18 protein-coding genes are annotated in these 16,561 nt (G+C 50.0%); 15 read left to right on the forward strand and 3 right to left on the reverse strand.

Going from position 1 to position 16,561, the window contains the following annotated elements; all coding sequences use genetic code 11:
- Positions 1-219 precede the first annotated feature (219 nt).
- The 6 genes from metK (at position 220) to EZV61_RS14965 (ending at position 4,903) form a co-directional block, all read left to right on the forward strand.
- Entirely contained in the window at positions 220-1,371 is a 1,152-nt protein-coding gene (metK, locus tag EZV61_RS14940) for a methionine adenosyltransferase (RefSeq protein WP_114339108.1), read from the forward strand.
- A 209-nt stretch (positions 1,372-1,580) separates the two neighbouring features.
- Positions 1,581-2,312, forward strand: coding sequence for a 16S rRNA (uracil(1498)-N(3))-methyltransferase (rsmE, locus tag EZV61_RS14945; protein ID WP_131416603.1), 732 nt, complete (start codon positions 1,581-1,583; stop codon positions 2,310-2,312).
- Positions 2,313-2,316: 4 nt separating this feature from the next.
- Positions 2,317-3,267 carry a glutathione synthase gene (gene gshB, locus EZV61_RS14950; RefSeq protein ID WP_131416605.1) on the forward strand — a complete coding sequence of 317 codons (951 nt, stop codon included), beginning with the start codon at positions 2,317-2,319 and terminating at the stop codon, positions 3,265-3,267.
- A 101-nt stretch (positions 3,268-3,368) separates the two neighbouring features.
- A complete protein-coding gene (locus EZV61_RS14955; protein ID WP_114339219.1) occupies positions 3,369-3,932 on the forward strand; it encodes a YqgE/AlgH family protein in 564 nt (187 codons plus the stop codon).
- A complete protein-coding gene (gene ruvX / locus EZV61_RS14960; RefSeq protein WP_114339105.1) occupies positions 3,932-4,366 on the forward strand; it encodes a Holliday junction resolvase RuvX in 435 nt (144 codons plus the stop codon). Before EZV61_RS14955 ends, ruvX begins: the two co-directional genes overlap by 1 nt.
- Before the next feature lie 138 nt (positions 4,367-4,504).
- On the forward strand, positions 4,505-4,903 hold the full coding sequence (locus EZV61_RS14965) for a hypothetical protein (protein WP_131416607.1): 399 nt from the start codon (positions 4,505-4,507) through the stop codon (positions 4,901-4,903).
- A gap of 1 nt (position 4,904) precedes the next feature.
- On the opposite strand, the gene EZV61_RS14970 is transcribed toward EZV61_RS14965, so the two are convergent.
- From EZV61_RS14970 to EZV61_RS14980, 3 genes are all read right to left on the reverse strand, one after another.
- The gene (locus EZV61_RS14970) at positions 4,905-6,026 is read right to left on the reverse strand and encodes a transporter substrate-binding domain-containing protein (RefSeq protein WP_131416609.1); all 1,122 of its coding nucleotides are present in this window, start codon (positions 6,024-6,026) and stop codon (positions 4,905-4,907) included.
- A gap of 178 nt (positions 6,027-6,204) precedes the next feature.
- Positions 6,205-7,332 (reverse strand): PilT/PilU family type 4a pilus ATPase, encoded by a 1,128-nt coding sequence (locus EZV61_RS14975; RefSeq protein WP_114339102.1) that lies wholly within the window; start codon positions 7,330-7,332, stop codon positions 6,205-6,207.
- Positions 7,333-7,345: 13 nt separating this feature from the next.
- Positions 7,346-8,380 carry a type IV pilus twitching motility protein PilT gene (locus EZV61_RS14980; RefSeq protein ID WP_114339101.1) on the reverse strand — a complete coding sequence of 345 codons (1,035 nt, stop codon included), beginning with the start codon at positions 8,378-8,380 and terminating at the stop codon, positions 7,346-7,348.
- Between the two features lie 36 nt (positions 8,381-8,416).
- Between EZV61_RS14980 and EZV61_RS14985 the strand changes: the two genes are divergently transcribed.
- The 9 genes from EZV61_RS14985 (at position 8,417) to EZV61_RS15025 (ending at position 16,550) form a co-directional block, all read left to right on the forward strand.
- Entirely contained in the window at positions 8,417-9,106 is a 690-nt protein-coding gene (locus tag EZV61_RS14985) for a YggS family pyridoxal phosphate-dependent enzyme (RefSeq protein ID WP_114339100.1), read from the forward strand.
- A gap of 60 nt (positions 9,107-9,166) precedes the next feature.
- Positions 9,167-9,994 (forward strand): pyrroline-5-carboxylate reductase, encoded by an 828-nt coding sequence (proC, locus tag EZV61_RS14990; protein ID WP_131416611.1) that lies wholly within the window; start codon positions 9,167-9,169, stop codon positions 9,992-9,994.
- 83 nt (positions 9,995-10,077) lie between these two features.
- Positions 10,078-10,623 carry a YggT family protein gene (locus EZV61_RS14995; protein WP_114339098.1) on the forward strand — a complete coding sequence of 182 codons (546 nt, stop codon included), beginning with the start codon at positions 10,078-10,080 and terminating at the stop codon, positions 10,621-10,623.
- Complete coding sequence (yggU, locus tag EZV61_RS15000; protein WP_130567672.1) at positions 10,623-10,925, forward strand: DUF167 family protein YggU; 303 nt, start codon at positions 10,623-10,625, stop codon at positions 10,923-10,925. Before EZV61_RS14995 ends, yggU begins: the two co-directional genes overlap by 1 nt.
- Positions 10,926-10,990: 65 nt before the next feature.
- Complete coding sequence (locus tag EZV61_RS15005; RefSeq protein ID WP_131416613.1) at positions 10,991-11,440, forward strand: DUF4426 domain-containing protein; 450 nt, start codon at positions 10,991-10,993, stop codon at positions 11,438-11,440.
- 99 nt (positions 11,441-11,539) lie between these two features.
- Positions 11,540-12,133, forward strand: a complete 594-nt coding sequence (locus EZV61_RS15010) for an XTP/dITP diphosphatase (RefSeq protein ID WP_130567670.1) — start codon at positions 11,540-11,542, stop codon at positions 12,131-12,133.
- A 25-nt stretch (positions 12,134-12,158) separates the two neighbouring features.
- Positions 12,159-13,316, forward strand: a complete 1,158-nt coding sequence (gene hemW / locus EZV61_RS15015) for a radical SAM family heme chaperone HemW (RefSeq protein ID WP_131416615.1) — start codon at positions 12,159-12,161, stop codon at positions 13,314-13,316.
- Between the two features lie 143 nt (positions 13,317-13,459).
- Positions 13,460-15,310 carry a DUF885 domain-containing protein gene (locus tag EZV61_RS15020; protein WP_131416685.1) on the forward strand — a complete coding sequence of 617 codons (1,851 nt, stop codon included), beginning with the start codon at positions 13,460-13,462 and terminating at the stop codon, positions 15,308-15,310.
- A 70-nt stretch (positions 15,311-15,380) separates the two neighbouring features.
- Complete coding sequence (locus EZV61_RS15025) at positions 15,381-16,550, forward strand: GGDEF domain-containing protein (RefSeq protein WP_114339093.1); 1,170 nt, start codon at positions 15,381-15,383, stop codon at positions 16,548-16,550.
- Positions 16,551-16,561: the final 11 nt, after the last annotated feature.

A 16,561-nucleotide genomic window follows, 5' to 3' on the forward strand; every position in this document is an offset into this window, starting at 1 on the left:
GTGTCTGAAAAAATGGACGCATATTGTCAATGTTTCTGTGTACATTAGCAACGAAATTCTACGCCTCTATATATGTAATCTATTATTTACGTTTACACGTACAACAAAGCGGTTATGCGCTTTTTTTACGATCGGGGCTAGCACATTTGCAGCTCTCTTGGTTAGAATAGACGTCTAGACGTTCATACATATATAAGTCTATCTATCTGGATGACACCCATGGCACAACATTTATTTACCTCCGAATCCGTTTCTGAGGGGCACCCCGACAAAATCGCAGATCAGATCTCTGATGCTGTTCTCGATGCAATTCTCGAACAGGACTCTATGGCACGCGTAGCCTGTGAGACCCTGGTTAAAACCGGCATGGTGCTAGTGGCAGGCGAAGTCACTACAGAAGCATGGGTAGATATCGAACAACTGGTACGTGATACCGTTCGAGATATTGGCTATGTGCACTCGGATATGGGCTTTGACGCTGACTCCTGTGCTGTCGTTAACGCTATCGGTAAACAATCGCCTGATATCGCTCAAGGTGTTGACCGCGGTGATCCTCGCGAGCAGGGGGCTGGTGACCAAGGCTTGATGTTCGGTTACGCCAGCAACGAGACTGATGTCCTGATGCCTGCGCCAATTACTTATGCCCACCGCCTCGTAAAGCGTCAGGCTGAAGTACGTAAGAACGGCACACTTCCTTGGTTACGCCCAGACGCTAAAAGCCAGGTAAGTTTTGTTTATGAAAACGGCAAGCCTGTTGGCATTGATGCTGTGGTGTTATCGACACAGCACTGTGACAGCGTCAGCCAAAGTGACCTGGTAGAAGCGGTTCGCGAAGTCATTATCGATCCGGTACTACCCCGCGAATGGCTAAACGACAAGACCAAGTACTTCATCAACCCCACCGGTCGCTTTGTTATCGGTGGCCCGATGGGTGACTGCGGCTTAACTGGCCGGAAGATCATCGTTGATACCTACGGTGGTATGGCTCGCCACGGTGGCGGTGCGTTCTCCGGTAAAGATCCGTCAAAAGTTGACCGTAGCGCCGCTTACGCTGGCCGTTACGTGGCAAAAAACATTGTTGCTGCTGGGTTAGCTGAACGCTGTGAGATCCAGGTAAGTTATGCCATTGGCGTAGCCGAACCGACCTCTATCAGCGTCGAAACCTTTGGTACAGGTAAAGTGGCTGACGAGCTGTTAGTTAAACTGGTTAGAGAACACTTTGACCTGCGTCCATATGGTCTCACTGAAATGTTAGATTTAGTGCAGCCTATCTACAAAGAAACCGCCGCTTATGGTCACTTTGGCCGTGAGCAGTTCCCTTGGGAGCAGGTTGATAAAATAGACGCTCTTCGCGCCTCTGCAGGCTTATAATTGACTGACTAAATTTGCCGCCCCCGTGCATTAGCACACCCCACAAAGTGCTGTGGGTGCCATACACCTGCGGCATTTTTTCATCCCAAAGATAAAGGTAAGCGAAAGCTTGCCTTTTTTGTTTATACTGCGTTGATTGATCACGAAAACAGGCTTCGCTTTCTACGCACTGCTTTTCAATATCGTTTGGTCAGGATAAGAGTTACATCATGCGCAACATTCGACTATTTCACCCAGAACCGCTGACCTCTCCGTCAACGGTCGAGCTAAGTAGTGATGCCGCGGGTCACGTGGCGCGCGTACTCCGAATGCGCCTCGGCGATCCGGTGACGCTTTTTAATGGCGACGGTCATGAGTATCTTGGAACACTCAGTGTTGTCGACAAGCGCAATGTGTCAGTGCAGATACAGCAAGCTCACCCCGCAGATCGGGAAAGCCCACTTGCGATCCACTTAGGCCAAGGAATAAGCCGTGGTGAAAAGATGGATATCACAATACAGAAGTCAGTCGAGTTGGGCGTACAAGAGATCACACCACTGATTACTGAACGTTGCGGCGTCAAACTCAACAATGAACGCTGGGAGAAGAAAGTCGCACATTGGCAGAAAGTGGCTATCAGTGCCTGCGAACAGTGTGGCCGCAACAGAGTGCCGCGTATCAATTCGCCCCAGCCGCTATCGGAATGGTTGGCCAGAACAACTGACGCCACTCGTCTCACTTTGCATCCTCATACCGATACCAGCTTTAGCAACATGGCGGCGCCTGGGGATCAGGTAGAGATACTTATCGGCCCCGAGGGCGGACTCTCCGAACAAGAGATTACCGTCGCTGAGCAAGCGCAATTCTTTACCGTCAAACTCGGTCCTCGCATATTACGAACAGAAACCGCAGCGTTGGTTGCTATCAGCGCTTTGCAACTCAGATTTGGTGACTTGGGATAACAGAATGACTATTACCGTCGGTATCGTGATGGACCCCATCACAGATATAAATATCAAGAAAGACAGCAGCTTTGCCATGCTAGTGGCGGCACAGGCTCGGGGTTGGCAACTGCGCTATATGGAGATGGCCGATCTTTACCTCGACCAAGGCAAAGCCTACGGCCGAATGGCACCACTACAAGTACAGCAAGATGCAGAAAACTGGTTCACTTTAGGCGCGGCCGAAGAGTTACCGTTGACGGAACTTGATGTGGTATTGATGCGCAAAGACCCCCCCTTTGATACCGAGTATATCTACGCCACCTACATGCTAGAGCGGGCCGAAGATGAAGGTGTACTCATAGTCAATAAGCCACAAAGCCTGCGTGATGCCAACGAAAAGCTGTTTACTGCTTGGTTTCCCGAGTTAACCCCCCCTACGCTAGTCACCCGTCGAGCTGACAATATTCGTCGTTTCTATGCCAAACATGACGACATTATTCTAAAGCCGCTGGACGGCATGGGCGGCGCTTCGATTTTCCGGATCAAACCCAACGATCCAAACCTAGGGGTGATCATCGAAACCCTGACGGAACATGGCCAACGCTACTGTATGGCGCAAGCGTTTATTCCAGACATTAAAGATGGCGACAAACGGATCCTGATGATCGATGGTGAACCGGTCCCCTACTGCTTGGCGCGTATCCCCGCCAAAGGAGAAACCCGTGGCAACCTCGCCGCTGGCGGCCGTGGTGAAGCGCGGCCTCTGAGTGAAAGTGATTGGCGTATTGCCCGTGCTGTCGGACCGACGTTAAAAGCCAAAGGGCTGATCTTTGTTGGCCTGGATATCATTGGTGAAGGACTGACTGAGATCAACGTCACCAGCCCAACCTGTATTCGTGAAATAGAAGCGGCATTCGATATCGATATTGCTGGTCAGTTAATGGACGCTATTGCGCAGCGATTAGCCAACTAACCCTTTTTCAATATGGCGGCTAAGGAATTATGGCCGCCTTAGCTGAGTTTTACGCCAGCAACTGCCATAATAATAGTGTCTGTAGTAACCGAGTGAAATGTATGGAAAGTCTGCGCGATCACCTGCTTATTGCCATGCCGTCGCTGAAAGATCCGTTTTTTTCACGCAGCGTCACCTATATCTGTGAGCATGATGACAAGGGAGCGATGGGTCTCATCATTAACCAACCCGCGCCCATCACCGTTAGCGAGCTACTCAAGCAGGTTGAACACCTTGACTTGGATGACCTGCCTGAAACCACCCGCCAACGCAAAGTCTTTTCCGGTGGACCAGTCAGCCCTGAGCGTGGTTTCGTCCTGCACTCCGCCCAACACGGCTGGACCAGCAGTCTGAAGGTCAGTGACCAAATCATGGTGACCACCTCGAAAGATATTTTAACCGCCCTGGGCACAGACAAAGCACCGGAGCAATATATCATCACTCTTGGCTACTCTGGCTGGTCGGAAGGGCAGCTCGAAGAAGAGTTGGTCCGCAACAGTTGGCTCACGATCCCCGCCGATGATGAACTGATTTTTAGTACCCCAGCGGATCAATTATGGGAAGCGGCAGCCAAACGGCTGGGTGTCGACATCTGGAATATCAGCCCAGAAATAGGTCACGCTTAATGGGTTCACAAGCGGCACAAAGAACCCTGCTGGGCTTCGATTTTGGCACGGGTAGCATCGGTGTGGCCATCGGCCAAGAGCTGACAGGTACCGCATCACCACTGCCCGCGTTGAAAGCCAAAGATGGTATACCAGACTGGGATCAGCTCAAACGTCTAATCGAGGAGTGGCAACCCGATCTATTAGTGATTGGCCTCCCACTCAACATGGATGGCACAGAGCAATGGATAACCGCCAGAGCCAAGAAATTCGCCGGACGATTACATGGCCGCTTTGGCACACCGTTTGAGATGCAGGATGAACGCCTGACGACGGCAGATGCAAAAGAAAGATTGTTTGAGCTGGGTGGCTATCAAGCACTCCAAAAAGACAAAATTGATAGTGTATCGGCAGTACTCATCATCGAAAGCTACATGCAACGAGCCTATCAGTAGCTAAAGGGAAGCCACGAGACTAATCAACTTCACAACTTCACGTTTCTTAATATTGTCTGGTGCCGATATCCGTTAGCATATACTGAGCTTCTTGATAGCAAGCAGTATCGTAGCGCAACGGATTTGGACAGCAGTTGAATGGCAAGCCAAAATATTTGTACCGCACTGATTTTGATAAGCCTGTTATCGGCGTGCTCAGGTAAACCCCAAGCAGAGCTTCCCCAAGCGACACTCAATTACGAAGCCTTAGATGACGGCTCAATTAAGTTTGTTTACACATTGCCGTTTACCACTCCCACCCTGAATAACGACAAAAAACGTCAGCAACCTCAAGGGGGGCAATACCGCAGCCTGCGCGAACCACAATCCCCCGTAAACGCTGCTTTAACCGGTATCACAGACCCTGAAATGGAAGAGCAAGCAGAGGTCGGGCTGGATAGCGCATTAGACGAGCAGCAACTCTGTTTCGAATCGCTAACTATTAAGCAACGGCGCTGGACCACCGCAGGCTATCAACTAACCGGATTATGTCGTTAACCTATTTTGTCACACCCAAATATCTGTCTTTGATTTGCTGCCACTCATCCGTATCTATCAAGTTCAATATTTGTTGGTTTAACAGTTCTCTGGTGGGATCATTTGGCGGTAACGCAATACCATAATCCTGGCGCAGGAACGTTTGCGGCAACACCCTCAATTGATGGGCAAAATTCGCGTTAATTTCATACCGTAGAATCGGCAAGTCATACACCATGGCAATCACCTTGCCATCTGCAAGTAGCTTTAAGCCCTCTTCAACGGATGCCACTTCTTCATGACGAACAAACTGTTCATGCAGATAGATGGAACTGGTGCTGCCTTTAACAGAGACCACCGGTTCACCATACAGATCATCAATACCAGTAATGGACTGTTCCAATTGCCCCACCGTTAAAGAGGTGGCGATGGCCGCAGTAAATCCGGAAATAATGATGATACTGGCAAACATCCAGATTAAACCGACAATCCGTCCCAGCAGGGATTTTGGCGCTTTATCTCCATACCCTACGGTAGTCATCGTTACTGCTGACCACCAAACACCCGCTCCAACCCCTTTGATTGGCGCAACAGAAAACTGCTCATTGTGTTTACGCTCTGCCAACCAAACAACCACTCCGACAATGGTAAGTACGGCTAGCAAAGCACCTGCCGCTTTAATAAATGGGCCGGAGAAGAGAGCTTTGACCGCACTTATCCAACTAACCGACTGGCTTTTCGCCACAGCGATACCTAATCCAGAAGTAAGAAAGGGATGGGTAAAGTCAACGGATTGTTCCCGCTCCGCGGTAATGGTTAGAGCAGCGGCAGCAGCTGAGATCTCGCTACGCGAGGCCGCCAACAGCATCTCATCGATCTCCATCTCTCTAAACTCAAGTTGAATACCAGATTGATCAGCAATATGACGAACCAGTTCGATCGTAATGCCATGCCAACCATCTTCGGTTTTAATAGCGAAAGGCGGGGCGTCACGTGTCGCTATCACCAAGGTTTTCTGTTGCGCGGTTACCGCATCAGCACTCACTTCCGCAGCAGCCGATGGCACCCAAACAGCACAGCCTATAAGTACGGAGGCAAACCAAATCCAAGTGCTTACAACACGGCTTAAACAATCTCTATCCATCTTGCTATCCCCTTCCCTTTCCTGTCCGCGGCGATGGACAAAAGAGTAGAATTTATAAGTTATTTATATCAATAGCTTATGACAATAGCATCGTCAATTAACCAACCTGGTATTAACCATAAAAAAAGCCCCGAGATTAATCTCAGGGCTTGTTATAGTTCGACTAGATTGATGTGGACTAAAAATCGTCATCATCGTTGTCGAGCGTCACACCATCGAGGAAGCCGGAGCCGCCACCGGGTTCATCGCCCTGCAGTTTGATCATTAGACGCAGATCATTAGGCGAATCAGCATAATGTAGCGCATCAGCGTAACTGATTTCACCCGCCTGATAGAGGTCAAACAGTGCCTGGTCAAAGGTCTGCATCCCCTGTTCTCGAGACTTGGTGATCGTCTCTTTAATCAGATGCATTTCGTTCCGACGAATATGCTCACCGATCATCGGCGTATTCAGCAAGATTTCGATCGCCGCTCTACGGCCGTTGCCATCACGACGAGGCACTAGCTGCTGTGCCACGATGCCCCGCAGGTTAAACGACAGATCAAACAGCAACTGGTTGTGTTTCTCGGTTGGTGCCAAATGCATAATACGATCCAACGCTTGGTTCGCGTTGTTAGCGTGCAAAGTAGCAAGGCATAAGTGACCGGTTTCGGCGAAACTCAGGGCGAATTCCATGGTTTCCATGGAGCGGATTTCACCAATCAAGATCACGTCCGGCGCCTGACGTAAGGCACTTTTTAGCGCGGCATCAAACGATTCCGTATCCAGTCCCACCTCCCTTTGCGTCACCAAGCTCTTTTCATGCTGATGAACAAATTCAATAGGATCTTCAATGGTCAAAATATGACCGCGGGAGTTGCGATTTCGATGCCCTAGTAGTGCCGCCAACGAGGTTGACTTACCGGTACCGGTGGCACCCACAAACAGCAATAAGCCTCGCTTCGCCATCACCGTCTCTTTCAGAGTCGGCGGCAACCCCAACGAGTCAGGGTCGGGGATCTGAGTTTCAATCTTACGACAAACCATACCCGCGCTATCACGTTGCCAGAAGGCACTGATACGAAAACGACCAACCCCCGCTAGCGGGATGGCGAAATTACACTCGCGCTCGTCGTGAAACTGCTGTTTTTGCTTCTCGGTCATCGCGCTTTCAACGATCTCAAGCGCGCGCTCTTTACTCAATGGTGTTTCCGCCAACGGCGTCATTTCGCCATCAATCTTGGCACTGGGTGGAAAGCCAACGGTAATGAAAAGATCCGACGCCTTTTCATTACTCATTCTCGTCAGCAGTTGATTCAGCAGCATCACCTACACTCCCTTAGATAGCGTTCTTGTCATGAGCTTTCAGACGCGCATCATCCGCAGTAACAATACCGCGACTAACCAAGCCCTGCAGACACTGATCCAATGTTTGCATGCCATGGGCCATACCCGTCTGGATCGCCGAGTACATCTGCGCCACTTTATCTTCGCGGATCAAGTTACGGATCGCTGGGGTACCGATCATGATTTCGTGGGCGGCGACTCGACCACCACCCAGTTTTTTCAATAGTGTCTGGGAGATAACCGCACGTAATGATTCTGACAGCATTGAACGTACCATCGCTTTCTCTTCCCCAGGGAATACGTCAACAATACGGTCAATAGTTTTAGCGGCAGAGGTGGTGTGCAATGTACCGAATACCAAGTGGCCGGTTTCTGCAGCGGTCAATGCCAAACGGATGGTTTCAAGGTCACGTAATTCACCCACCAGAATAACATCCGGATCTTCACGCAACGCAGAGCGCAGTGCGGCATTAAAGCTGTGGGTATCGCGATGGACTTCACGCTGGTTGACCAAACACTTTTTGTTGTCGTGAACAAATTCGATAGGATCTTCGATGGTGAGAATATGGTGATGTTTGTTGTCATTGACGTAATCGATCATCGCCGCCAGCGTCGTCGACTTACCAGAGCCGGTCGGCCCGGTCACTAACACAAGGCCACGAGGCAGATCAGAAATCTTCTTAAAAATCTCTGGTGCACCTAAGGTCTCCAGAGTCAAAACTTCCGTCGGAATGGTACGGAATACAGCACCAGCGCCACGCCCCTGATTAAATGCGTTAACACGGAAGCGAGCCAGATTAGGCACCTCAAATGAGAAATCCACTTCGAGATGTTCTTCAAATTCACGGCGCTGCTTATCATTCATGATATCGTAGATAAGTGAATGAACTTCTTTATGTTCTAATGCCGGCACATTGACTCGACGTACTTCACCATCAACACGGATCATCGGGGAAACACCGGCGGACAGATGTAAATCTGATGCATTATGCTTAACAGTAAACGCCAGTAATTCGGTAACATCCATAGCCTAGCTCCAGAAGGTATCGGTAATTAAATTCTTATGAGTGACTTAACAGTTCGCCTGCAGAGTTCGCAACAGCGCATCAATGCAGCCTGTACAGAGGCTGGTCGAGAGGCAGATAGCGTTACGCTATTAGCCGTCAGTAAAACCAAGCCTGCCGCAGCAATCCTCGAAGCAGTCGCTGCCGGACAGCGCTGTTTTGGTGAAAACTACGTACAGGAGGCGGTCGACAAAATAGTCGCCATCGCCAACCCGCAGCTTGAATGGCATTTCATCGGTCCGATCCAGTCAAACAAAACCCGCTTATTAGCAGAGCACTTTGACTGGGTGCAAAGTGTAGACCGTATTAAGATAGCCAAACGCCTTAGCGAACAACGTCCGAGCCACCTTACGCCGTTAAAAATTTGTATTCAAGTCAATATAAGTGACGAACCTCAAAAGGCCGGGATCTCGCTTGAGGCCTTACCAGACTTGGCTCAACAGGTCACAGAATTACCTAACTTACAGCTTCGCGGGCTGATGGCGATCCCCGCTGATGTTGATGACTATCAGGCTCAGCGCGCACAGTTCAAGCGGCTAAATACTGCTTTTATCAATTTGCAGCAACACCACCCAGAATTAGACACGCTATCCATGGGGATGAGTGGCGATCTGGAGGCTGCCATTGCCGAAGGTGCCACCATGGTTCGCATCGGTACGGCGATATTTGGGGCTCGCGCGCCCAAATAGCCGCCACTGTTTCATAATGAACACGCACAATCGAATTAGCGATCAAATAAGGATCCAGAGATGTTTGACCAGCAGGAAAAAGTTACCTTCATTGGCGGCGGCAACATGGCCCGCAGTATTATTGGCGGTCTGATCAAGCGCGGCTACCCCGCCCATTTAATCACGGTCACCGCCCCGACGGACAGAACCCGTCAACGGATGGCCGATGATTTTGGTGTGAATACCGCAGAAGATAATGCCAAAGGTGCGAAAGAAGCTGATGTGGTGGTGCTAGCAGTTAAGCCACAGCTATTAGACATTGTTTGCGAACGCTTGGTCGCCGATATGGGCGGCCACGGTGATAAACTCTATCTGTCTATTGCCGCCGGCGTCACTGTTGACACCCTGCAAGCCTATCTTAGCGGTGCTCCGCGTATTGTCCGCACCATGCCTAATACACCCTCATTATTGGGGCTTGGCATGACAGGGTTGTACGCCCCTACAGGCACGAAGCAGGATGATAAACTGTTCAGTCAATCGTTAATGGCCGCCGTCGGTAAAGTGGTCTGGGTGGAAGAAGAAGCCGGTATCAATCATGTTATCGCTGCGGCGGGTAGTGCTCCGGCCTATTTTTTCCTATTCATGGAAGCGATCCAAACTGAAGCTGAAAATATGGGCTTTGATACTGAGACGGCACGCTTACTGGTGCAACAAACCGCCCAAGGTGCAGCGCAGATGGTCACAGAAAGCGATCTTCCCATATCCACATTGCGCTCGCAGGTAACATCAAAAGGCGGCACCACGGCTGAAGCTCTGAGAACTTTTGAAGAGGGCGAGTTGTCTACCTTAGTTGCTAAAGCGATGCGAGCGGCGGTTGCCAGAGCAGAAGAGATGGCTAAACAGTTTTAGTCATCGAATCACTTAAGTTATCGGTGCTTGTAGTTTAGGCTGTTGCCAAGTGCAGGCATTTTCATATTTGGGAGAGTCATTTTATGGCGAGTCAATCCGCCTTTGTATTTCTAATCGATATCCTGTTCAATCTATACCTGATGGTAGTGATTTTACGGGTATGGTTACAGCTGGTCAGGGCTGATTTCTACAACCCATTCTGCCAGTTTGTAGTGAAAGCCACTCACCCTGTGGTGGGACCATTACGCCGGGTACTCCCCGCCATAGGACGATTAGATACTGCCAGCTTAGTATTTGCGCTGGTCATCGCCTGTGTCAAAGTCGTGGTGCTCGCTCTTATTGCCAAAGTACCGTTTGATGCCTTGTTTATTCTGATGGCCGGCGGCATCACTTTGGTCAAGGAGATCTTCTCCATCGTCTTCTATGTGCTGATTTTACGCGCTATTCTGAGCTGGGTAAGCCAAGGGTATAACCCCATCGAAGCGGTGATGGCGCAGCTAACCGAACCAATGTTGGCACCGATCCGCCGAATTATTCCTCCCATGGGCGGACTGGATCTGTCGATGTTGGTACTGATTATTGCCCTGCAGTTTCTAAAAATATTACTGTTTGGCGGCAGCATGTTCTGATGCAAGCTGTCACTCGCACCACAGAAAGCCTTGAGCTGCGACTCTATGTGCAGCCCAAGGCCAGTCGTGATAACTGGCAAGGCATCCATGGCGATGAAATCAAACTGGCTATTACTGCCCCGCCTGTAGATGGTAAAGCCAATAGCCACTTGATTAAGTTTCTAGCAAAACAGTTCCGGGTCGCTAAAAATCAGGTACAACTGCTAAAAGGTGCAACCGGTCGACATAAGCTTTTGCGCATATTGCAACCACAGCAGATCCCGCCGCAGATAGCCGCACTGCTGACTAACGAAATCAATTAACCACTTCTATACTAACTACTAATCATCTGCACTAAGTACTAATCATCTGACTAAGGTAACCCATCATGCTGCGCCAAAAACTTTACCGTGGACTCGGCTCCCTACTGTTACTACTGCTAGCGATCACCAGCCAATCCGCCTTTGCCAATGTAGAGAAATTCGGCGACATACACGTGCATTATGTAGCGTTCTCCAGCACATTTTTAACCCCTGCGATTGCCAAAGCTTATGGTATTACCCGAAGCCGCACCAACGGGCTGGTGAATATCTCAGTACTCGATACTGGCAAAGAGGGGAGCCCTGCTGTTGCCGTGAAGATCAAAGGGGAAGCACGAAATTTAATAGGCAACCAAGTGACACTGAAATTTAAAGAGATCCGTGAAGAAAGCGCCATCTATTACATCTCACCGATAGCGTACAGCAACGAAGAAACTTTCCGTTTCGAGATTGAACTCACCCATGACGACGGCACAGTCAATACAGTCAAGTTTCAACAAAAGTTCTACGCCGATTAGGCCAATACAGCCCCGCTTCCCGCACTGCTGATACCGTTGGGTGTCAGCAAGCCATGCTGTACAATGCGCAGCAACTGTCGCTAATCAGGTTCGCTGCTCATGCAAAAAATCGTTCTCGCCACCGGCAATCAGGGCAAAGTCAAAGAACTCAATCAAATGCTTGCCGGGTTACCGTTTGATGTTATCGCGCAAAGTGCATTCGATGTGCCTGATGTCGCAGAAACCGGCACCACCTTTGTCGAAAATGCCATCATCAAAGCACGCCACGCGGCAAAAATCACCGGCCTACCGACTATCGCCGATGACTCCGGATTGGAGGTCGACGCTTTATTTGGCGCGCCGGGGATCTACTCTTCCCGCTATGCTGGCGAGCCGTCCAACGACAGCAACAACATAGATAAACTGCTGCTCGAACTGAGTGGTAAGCCAGCTGCCGAGCGCAAGGCCCGCTTCCAATGTGTTCTGGTTTATATGCGCCACGCTGATGACCCAACACCAGTGATCTGCCAAGGTACATGGCAAGGGGAGATAGCTGTAGCGCGTCAAGGAGAGCAAGGCTTCGGTTATGATCCAGTGTTCTGGGTACCTACCGAACAGTGCATGGCCGCGGAACTTAGCAAGCAACGAAAGAATCATCTCAGTCACCGTGGTCAGGCGTTAAAGCAACTGTTGGCTCAACTCACTCAAGCCTAATCAGGCTGCAATTCGGAAACATATTGTGCAGACACTGCCGCCTCTCAGTCTTTACGTCCATGTCCCTTGGTGTGTGCAGAAGTGCCCCTACTGCGACTTTAACTCCCACACACTCAAAGGCGGTGTACCAGAGGCTGACTATGTCGATGCGTTACTCGCCGATCTGACGCAAGATCTACACTACGTGCAGCAACGCGAGCTAACGACCATTTTCATCGGTGGTGGCACCCCTAGCCTACTGTCAGCCGAAGCGATCGAACGTCTATTACAAGGTATCGCAAAACGTATACCGCTTGCCGATGATTGTGAGATCACCTTGGAGGCCAATCCGGGGACAGTGGAAAGCGACAAATTTGCACAATTTCAACAAGCAGGGATCAATCGCATCTCTATTGGCGTGCAAAGCTTTCAACCACAAAAGCTACAAGCGCTGGGCCGCATCCATGGTCGTAACGAGGCAATTAATGCAGCACAAATGGCGCAACAGGCCAGATTACAAAGCTTTAATTTGGATCTAATGCATGGCTTACCGGATCAATCGGTTGCCGATGCGATGGCCGACCTAACCCAAGGCATCGCCTTAGCTCCCCCGCACCTGTCTTGGTATCAACTAACCATTGAGCCAAACACCCTTTTTCACAGCCGTCCACCCACCCTACCTGACGACGACATCCTATGGGATATCTATGAAAAGGGTGATGAAAAACTGCGGCAGGCGGGGTATCAGCAATACGAAGTATCGGCTTATTTCAAGTCAGACAGCCAGATGGATTACCGCTGCCGTCACAACTTGAACTACTGGCGATTTGGTGACTACCTGGGGATAGGCTGTGGTGCCCATGGCAAGATCACTTTACCTGTCGAAGGGCGGATTATTCGCACCAGCAAGATTAAACACCCGAAAGGCTATCTTGAAGCCAGCAACGGCTACCGACATCAAACACAAGCAATCGCCGTTGCAGATCTACCGTTTGAATACTTTATGAATCGACTCAGGTTATTTGAAGCTTTTCCGCAGAACGAATACAGTAAACTGACTGGACAGGCGATGAGCCAGATTGAACCCATTCTCGCCAATGCCGAGGCACAGGGACTGCTGAGTTTAACTGAGGAAAGTATTCAGTTAACTGCCAAAGGCCATCGTTACCTCAACAGCTTATTAGAGATGTTTTTACCAGAGTAAAAGCAGGTAGCTCAGTCGCTGATGCAGAAAGCTGTCGGCAGTTTATTGTAGGCTTCCGCACTGCAAGCCTGATATTGTCAACATTATCGCCATGAGGCATCGAGTGTAGTATTAAAATGGACTTCCTATTTATGACCCGACATATGCGTAAATTAAAGCTTCTGCTGGTCGCCGCTTCCCTGATTTCATTATTGTCGGCCTGTGAACCAAAACCTGAGCCACCAACACCAGTTATCGATACCAGTGTGCAACCGACAGATGCCAAACAAGCGGCATACAACACTGAAGTGAATAAGCTCATTGACGAACTCTATATGGCTCAACTTGAGCGCAGTCCGGAGATGCTCACCATACTTGGCATCAAGCAAGATTATGACAAGTGGGATGATCGTTCAGAAGAGTATGCCGCGCAAACACAGCTGCTATATCAAGAACACCTGAGAAGAGTGCAAGATATCGACAGTAGTGAACTGGTAGGTGAAACCGCCCTCTCCTACCAGCTGTTCAAGCAATACCTGCAAGATAAAATCGATGACTACAAATGGCGCTACCATAGTTACCCTGTCGAGCAGATGGACGGCTTGCAATCACACGTACCATCTCTGCTAATCAATCAACATACCGTCACCAGCGAAGAGGATGCCCTCGCCTATGTTGCCCGTCTTTATGGGGTACCAGGACTGTTTGAACAGCTGCTGGCGCAACTGAAAAAACGCGAAGAGCTCGACATCATCATCCCCAAATTTATTATTCCACTGGTGATCAGTGACAGTCAGAGCTTACTCACCGGCGTGCCATTTGAAGAGGCTGACCAAGACAGTACCCTGTTCGCCGATTTCAAAACTAAGTTATTGGCACTCGATCTGGATGATGAACGCGAACAAAAACTGCTGGATGCTGCCGCATTGGCTTTGACAGAGCATGTTGCCCCGGCCTACGAAAAGCTGATCGCTTACCTGCAACAACTAGAGAACAAAGCGGATAATCATGCGGGCGTGTGGAAGCTTCCAGACGGCGCGCAGTTTTATCAAAGTACACTACATTTCCATACTTCAACCGATCTCACTGCCGAGCAGATACATGAGATAGGGCTGCAAGAGGTAGCGCGTATCCACACCGAAATGCGCCAGGTGATGCTTAAAACAGGTTTCACCGGATCATTACGGGAGTTTTTCCAGTTCATGCGCGAAGATCCTCGTTTCTATTACCCCAACACCGATGAAGGGCGCGCGGCATATCTGCACGAAGCCACGGCACTGATTGATAATATGAAAAGCCGTTTAGACGAACTGTTCATCACTCAGCCGAAAGCCGACCTTAAGGTCAAGGCGGTCGAGCCGTTTCGCGAGAAGACCGCCGGTAAAGCATTTTACGAAGCACCTTCACTAGACGGTAGCCGACCCGGAACCTATTACGCCAACCTCTACCAAATGAGCAATATGCCTAGCTATCAGATGGAAGGCCTCGCCTACCATGAGGGGATCCCGGGGCATCATATGCAACTGGCGATCGCGCAAGAGCTAGAAAGTTTGCCGCTGTTCCGTCGCTTGGGTGATTACACCGCTTACATTGAAGGCTGGGGACTCTATTCCGAGCTACTGCCAAAAGAGATTGGCCTCTATCAGGACCCTTATTCCGACTTTGGCCGACTGGCGATGGAACTATGGCGAGCCGCCCGTCTAGTGGTTGACACCGGGCTACACGAAAAACGTTGGCCCCGCGAACGAGCGATCGCCTACCTTGCGGAAAATACGCCAAATGCACTCAATGACGCGGAACGCGCTATCGACCGTTATGTCGTCATGCCCGGTCAGGCCACCAGCTACAAAATTGGCATGATTAAGCTGCTTGAACTGAGAGAAAAGGCCAAACAGGCACTCGGAGAAAAATTTGATATCAAAGCCTTTCATGATGTCATTTTGATCCACGGCGCTTTACCTTTGAACGTGCTGGAAACTCAGGTAGACAGCTTCATTGAGCAAAATCAAAAGTAACCGATTGGAACCGCTTTACCGTCACATTTAAAGCTGATAATTTGGCCTCTTGTCCAAGGAGGCCAGTTTAGTGAAGCAGGAAGCGAGCCATTCATCAGGGTTATCATCACTGACCCGATCATCATCTCTGAATATCGAATCACTCGAACTGTCTGAGATCCGTCTGCAGCAACTGCATCTCTACGTAGATAATCACCAGCACGATCGTCTGCTGGCGCCCATGCTTTCATTGATCACCGGCTCGGTACTAAGCGTCTGGGTCAGTTGGCAGGTGGCCGCACTATGGATGCTGATCTCTTTTCTGATCACCCGCAATTATCTGCGGGTCTACAGTAACTTCAAAAAAAGCGCACCGCAGGCAAAAGATGCCTATCAATGGGAGCGGCGTATCGCCATGGCCCATGGTTTACATATGTTGCACTGGGCTGGACTATCGATGTGGGCCTGGCAACCCGGTAACTTCGCCAACCATATCTTTATCGCCATGATCGTCATGGGCTTGATGTCCGCCACCACCGCCATGAGCTCGCCTTCAAAACGTCTGTTTCTGCTCGATATGCTACCCATCATCATTATTGCATGCACACGACCATTATTTGAGCAGGGGCTGCTCTACAACTCGATGGCCGCACTCAGTGTTTGCTTCTCTATTTTAATGATCCATGTCGGCCTGCAGATTCACCAGAACCTACTGAAAATGCTCTGTTTGCAACAGGAGCGTAAACAACTGATGATGGAACTGGAGAACATGGCCACCACCGATGCTCTGACTGGTACCAGTAATCGTCGCGCCTTTATGACCTTCGCACGCGAAGAGGTAATACGTAGCCAACGTTATCAGCACCCCCTGAGTCTGTTAATGATCGACATAGACCATTTCAAGCGCGTAAATGACAACTTTGGCCACGCCATGGGTGATCAGGTGATCCGCGTGGTTGCTGAGATAATCAGCGAAGAGTGTCGTCATTCAGACCGTGTCGCTCGACTCGGCGGCGAAGAGTTCGCCCTGCTATTACCCGAATGCGGGATCTGCCTGGCGGAAGTAACCGCAGAGCGCATCCGCCAGCGCATAGCTCAAACCTTGGTATCCCACGGCGATCAGGCCAGCAATATAACGATATCCATCGGTGTCGCCGAACTGACCGCGGCGCAACGAGATATCGATTCACTGCTGGATTTAGCCGACAAACGGCTATACCGGGCAAAGCAAGCTGGGCGTAACCGGGTGGAAACAGCCTAACCAGATAGCAA

The organism is Corallincola luteus (assembly GCF_004336975.1).
In the GTDB taxonomy this organism is placed as follows: Bacteria; Pseudomonadota; Gammaproteobacteria; order Enterobacterales; family Neiellaceae; genus Corallincola; species Corallincola holothuriorum.

Bases quoted from the DNA above. Each gene is read 5' to 3' on its own strand.
- metK (WP_114339108.1), top strand. From the start codon at position 220: ATGGCACAACATTTATTTACCTCCGAATCCGTTTCTGAGGGGCACCCC.
- rsmE (WP_131416603.1), top strand. From the start codon at position 1,581: ATGCGCAACATTCGACTATTTCACCCAGAACCGCTGACCTCTCCGTCA.
- gshB (WP_131416605.1), top strand. From the start codon at position 2,317: ATGACTATTACCGTCGGTATCGTGATGGACCCCATCACAGATATAAAT.
- EZV61_RS14955 (WP_114339219.1), top strand. From the start codon at position 3,369: ATGGAAAGTCTGCGCGATCACCTGCTTATTGCCATGCCGTCGCTGAAA.
- ruvX (WP_114339105.1), top strand. From the start codon at position 3,932: ATGGGTTCACAAGCGGCACAAAGAACCCTGCTGGGCTTCGATTTTGGC.
- EZV61_RS14965 (WP_131416607.1), top strand. From the start codon at position 4,505: ATGGCAAGCCAAAATATTTGTACCGCACTGATTTTGATAAGCCTGTTA.
- EZV61_RS14970 (WP_131416609.1), bottom strand. From the start codon at position 6,026: ATGGATAGAGATTGTTTAAGCCGTGTTGTAAGCACTTGGATTTGGTTT.
- EZV61_RS14975 (WP_114339102.1), bottom strand. From the start codon at position 7,332: ATGCTGCTGAATCAACTGCTGACGAGAATGAGTAATGAAAAGGCGTCG.
- EZV61_RS14980 (WP_114339101.1), bottom strand. From the start codon at position 8,380: ATGGATGTTACCGAATTACTGGCGTTTACTGTTAAGCATAATGCATCA.
- EZV61_RS14985 (WP_114339100.1), top strand. From the start codon at position 8,417: ATGAGTGACTTAACAGTTCGCCTGCAGAGTTCGCAACAGCGCATCAAT.
- proC (WP_131416611.1), top strand. From the start codon at position 9,167: ATGTTTGACCAGCAGGAAAAAGTTACCTTCATTGGCGGCGGCAACATG.
- EZV61_RS14995 (WP_114339098.1), top strand. From the start codon at position 10,078: ATGGCGAGTCAATCCGCCTTTGTATTTCTAATCGATATCCTGTTCAAT.
- yggU (WP_130567672.1), top strand. From the start codon at position 10,623: ATGCAAGCTGTCACTCGCACCACAGAAAGCCTTGAGCTGCGACTCTAT.
- EZV61_RS15005 (WP_131416613.1), top strand. From the start codon at position 10,991: ATGCTGCGCCAAAAACTTTACCGTGGACTCGGCTCCCTACTGTTACTA.
- EZV61_RS15010 (WP_130567670.1), top strand. From the start codon at position 11,540: ATGCAAAAAATCGTTCTCGCCACCGGCAATCAGGGCAAAGTCAAAGAA.
- EZV61_RS15020 (WP_131416685.1), top strand. From the start codon at position 13,460: ATGCGTAAATTAAAGCTTCTGCTGGTCGCCGCTTCCCTGATTTCATTA.